Origin of the sequence: Shimwellia pseudoproteus (assembly GCF_016415625.1) — a bacterium.
GTDB classification, from domain to species: Bacteria; Pseudomonadota; Gammaproteobacteria; order Enterobacterales; family Enterobacteriaceae; genus Shimwellia; species Shimwellia pseudoproteus.
Window position 1 is genome coordinate 1 of sequence record NZ_WBXP01000097.1, and the last position, 3,692, is coordinate 3,692.

Sequence of the window (3,692 nt, forward strand, 5' to 3'; positions counted from 1 at the left end):
TTGAACTTTTGCTTTGTCACAGGATGTCGCTACAGGGTCAGGAGTGTGGTGATCTGATCCTAATTTCGGCTAAAAGTTCGATTTATTCAACAAAGCCGCAATCAGCAGTAATAACCCGGTGGGGATACGGGCAAAAAGGGGCTTTTTACCGAACCAGTTAATAAAAATCAGCAACAGGACGATAAACGATACCGTCGGGGCCTCAAAGGCCTGGAGCATCGGGTTCATGGCCAACAGCAACAACCCCAGCCCGGATAAACACGACAACAGCACAGTGCGCGGGATCATGCGGCGGATAGCATCCCCGAGGAAGGCCCCGCCAGTCAGGATAAGCGCCTCCACAAAACACCAGACCAGGCCAATTTTGATAGCAAAGTCAGCATCCCCGGTTTGCTGATAAACCGGCATCAGCACCAGAAAAGTGACGGTGAAAATAGACGGCGCGCTGGGGCCAGAGGGTAATGCGGTAACATCGTGGCGCCCGGTCTTTCTGGCCATATTAATGCCGAACCAGGTGTAACAAATACTGGCGGCCAGCACCGCCAGACCAAATGCCGGGGCAATGCGGCCATAGACAATCTCTGCCGGGATCCCCACCACAAAGATCAACAGCCCCATCATGGTCAGCAGATTGGTCAGGTTGTTGGTCATCAGCCCAAAATAAGCGGCCCAGTCCCCGCGCCGCCATTCAAGTTTTATTCCACTCATGATTGCTTCCTCCCGGGTAAGCAATGGGGTATCCACAGATACCCTCTCTGGTATCAGCCTGTTACTGGCAATAGTGCTGGCAGAACTGGCTCAGGGCCTGCTCAAAACAGGCAAACGGCGGATGCACAATACCGGCCCCGATCATGCCTACCCCCGGAAGGCGGTGAGCGATGGCGGTATTGATAACCGGCAGGATCCCGGTCATGGCGACCAGGCGAATGTCGATGCCGCTGGGGATACCGCGAAAACCCAATAGCGGTATGGTGATATTCGGGTTCTCACCCCGGGTGATTTCTGCCATTTTGCGTGACCATGCCAGCGCCTGCTCGATGGTGCCCCCCACCAGCGGCACAATGGCCGGTGCCGCCGCCATCGCAAAACCGCCAATGCCGTAGGTTTCCGTGATAGCACTGTCACCGATGTCGAGGCCCGCATCCTCCGGGCGGTATCCCGCCAGCATCGGGCCCACTACGGTACCCGCCGGGCCGGTAAACCACTGGTCAGGCAACCCACTGACCCGCACACCAAACGCCACGCCATTACGGGCCATGGCCGTCACAATGGTGCTGTAGGCAATCCCGCTGGCGGCATCCAGCGCGGCTTTGCACATCGCCATCCAGGTGGGGCCAGAGAAGTAATCGCTACTGGCAATAAACTCGAACACCTGGCGCTGCTGCGCTACCGGGTAACCGGTCTGAATGATCCACGGGGTTAATGCCTGGCTAAGTAACGCCGTACCGGCGTTATTGCGGTTATGACACTCATCCCCCATATGCAGCGCCTGGGAAAGCAACAGCCGCAAATCAATGGCCCCTGCCAGGCGCAGCGCGTCGCGCAGTATCGGGCCCAGCACATCACGCATCCAGTTCAGGCGCTCAATCACGCTTTGATCATTGGCCCCCATGCGCAGGATCCGGGCCATTTGCTCACTGAGGTTGGTGTAAGCGCGGTTGCCGAATGTCCGGTTTTCAACGATATGCATAAACATTGATGCCGAGGTCACCCCCGCCATCGACCCGACACAATCATGCTCGTGACAGGGAGAGAACGTTATCGCCCCGGAGGCCGCCACCTGCTCTGCTTCTGCCACATCCCGGGCCAGCCCCTCAAAGACCAGCGCACCGGTGACCGCCCCGCGCATTGCGCCACACATCTTTTCCCAGGTTATCGGCGGGCCCGCATGTAACAGGGTGGTTTTCGTCATTCCGGGCACGACATTGATCGCCTGATCAAACCCCGCCAGCAGCGGATGAGCGGCAAAAATACGCGACAGCGCCAGTTGGTTCGCCGCCGCTATCTTCGCCGCCATCGCCGGTGAATCGAGCTTATCCAGCAGCGCCACAATGCGGGGATCCCCCTGGCCTGGCGGCATCCAGTCCAGATCCACCACCGCAGTATTCTGCTGGCGCAGATCATCGACAAATAGCGCGATCCCGAGGTTAATCACCTGTAATGGCTGGGAAAACAGTAATGCGCTCATCAGTGCAGCTCCTTTTGTTGGCAGACAAATTCACGGGCCAGTAATCCCGCATTCGTACTGCTGCTGGCCCAGATAACGCCGGCATCGGTTAACATTTGGCACTGCCGCTGCAGTGACTGACTGTCCTGGTCGGTCCCGAGCACATAGCCCACAATCACCAGCGGACGGTTTTCTGCGGCGGCGGTGGCCTGGGCTTGCTGAATGGCGGGCAGCATCACGCCCACCGGGTCCTGATGTGCGCCGTAGCCAAGAATAAAGTCCATCAGGATCACGCCAACCTGCGGGTCCCGCGCCTCATGGAGCAGGCGCTGAATACGCAGGCCCGGGTCAATCATGGGGTGCGGCTTACCGTTGGTGAAGGCATCGTCACCAAAATCAAGGAAGGTGTGGCCCTGGCTCTGGCTGAGGTCCGCCAGCCGGAATGCCGGGTCGGGATGAATATTGCTGTAAACATCCGGGTACTTTTCCATGGCGAGAAACATCGCCTCATCACACAGCGTGCCGCCACAGAACAGGCCGCGAATGTAGCGCTGGGGCCCCGCCAGCTGCGCCCGAATATCGCCGATCAGCGGCCAGTTCAGCGGATGCAGCGCAAGTTGCTCCGCCTGAGCCCCCGCCGCCAGCACCGCGTTAAGCGCCGCCTGTTTTGAATTGCCGGCAAACAGCAGCCCCGGTTCGTCACTACGCGGGTTATCCGGCCCGGCAAACCAGATAACCACCGGTTTCTCCACGGCTCTGGCCCGGGTAAGCACCCGCTCTGCCACCGCCGCCGCGGGAGGCTTCGATACCAGTACAATCACCCGGGTGTCCGGGTCCTCCGCCAGCATATTGAGGGCGTCCAGCATCATCAGGCCGCCTACCGGCTCACTCAGATCGCGCCCGCCGGTGCCAATCAGTTGCGAAATACCGTGGCCAAATTGATGAATACGGGTGCTCACCTCCTGGCTGCCCGTCCCGGAGGCGCCGACAATGCCAATACTGCCGCGCCGTACATTGTTACCGAACCCGAGCACCACACCATTAATGATAGCCGTGCCGCAATCGGGCCCCATCAGTAATAAGCCCTGTTCGTGGGCCTGCCGTTTTAACGCAATCTCATCCTCCAGACTGATATTGTCGGAAAACAGCATCACATGCAGGCCCAGTTGCAGCGCCTGGCGCGCCTCCCGTACCGCATAGATTCCATTAACTGAAATAAGCGCCAGATTGCTCTGCGGTTGCTGACGCTGGCCCGCCGCCAGGGTCGCGCAGCGAATATATTGCGCAGGCCCCGCGGCGGTGGGCGCCAGTAATGTATCAATCGCAATCAACGCCTCCTGATTGGCGTTATCACTATTGCCCTCAATGACAATTAATAAATCACCGCTGGCGGATGCCCGGATCGGTTCAGATAATAACCCCATTTCAGCTAAGGAAGGTGCGAACAAGTTCCTGATATGAGATCATCATATTCATCCGGAGCGCATCCCAGAGGGACATCATGAGCCATCAACTCACCTTCGCC

At 58.5% G+C, this 3,692-nt stretch carries 2 protein-coding genes and 1 pseudogene; all 3 read right to left on the bottom strand.

Annotated elements, in window-relative coordinates:
• Positions 1-96: 96 nt before the first annotated feature.
• A pseudogene (locus F9C28_RS19745) lies at positions 97-708 on the bottom strand (xanthine permease); the annotation flags it as partial.
• 61 nt (positions 709-769) lie between these two features.
• Positions 770-2,188 carry a YlbE family protein gene (locus F9C28_RS19750; protein ID WP_199016949.1) on the bottom strand — a complete coding sequence of 473 codons (1,419 nt, stop codon included), beginning with the start codon at positions 2,186-2,188 and terminating at the stop codon, positions 770-772.
• Entirely contained in the window at positions 2,188-3,591 is a 1,404-nt protein-coding gene (locus F9C28_RS19755; RefSeq protein ID WP_199016950.1) for an FdrA family protein, read from the bottom strand. Before F9C28_RS19755 ends, F9C28_RS19750 begins: the two co-directional genes overlap by 1 nt.
• Positions 3,592-3,692 lie beyond the last annotated feature (101 nt).

Excerpts from the sequence above, each read along its gene's own strand:
- F9C28_RS19750 (WP_199016949.1), bottom strand. The coding sequence starts at position 2,188 with ATGAGCGCATTACTGTTTTCCCAGCCATTACAGGTGATTAACCTCGGG.
- F9C28_RS19755 (WP_199016950.1), bottom strand. The coding sequence starts at position 3,591 with ATGGGGTTATTATCTGAACCGATCCGGGCATCCGCCAGCGGTGATTTA.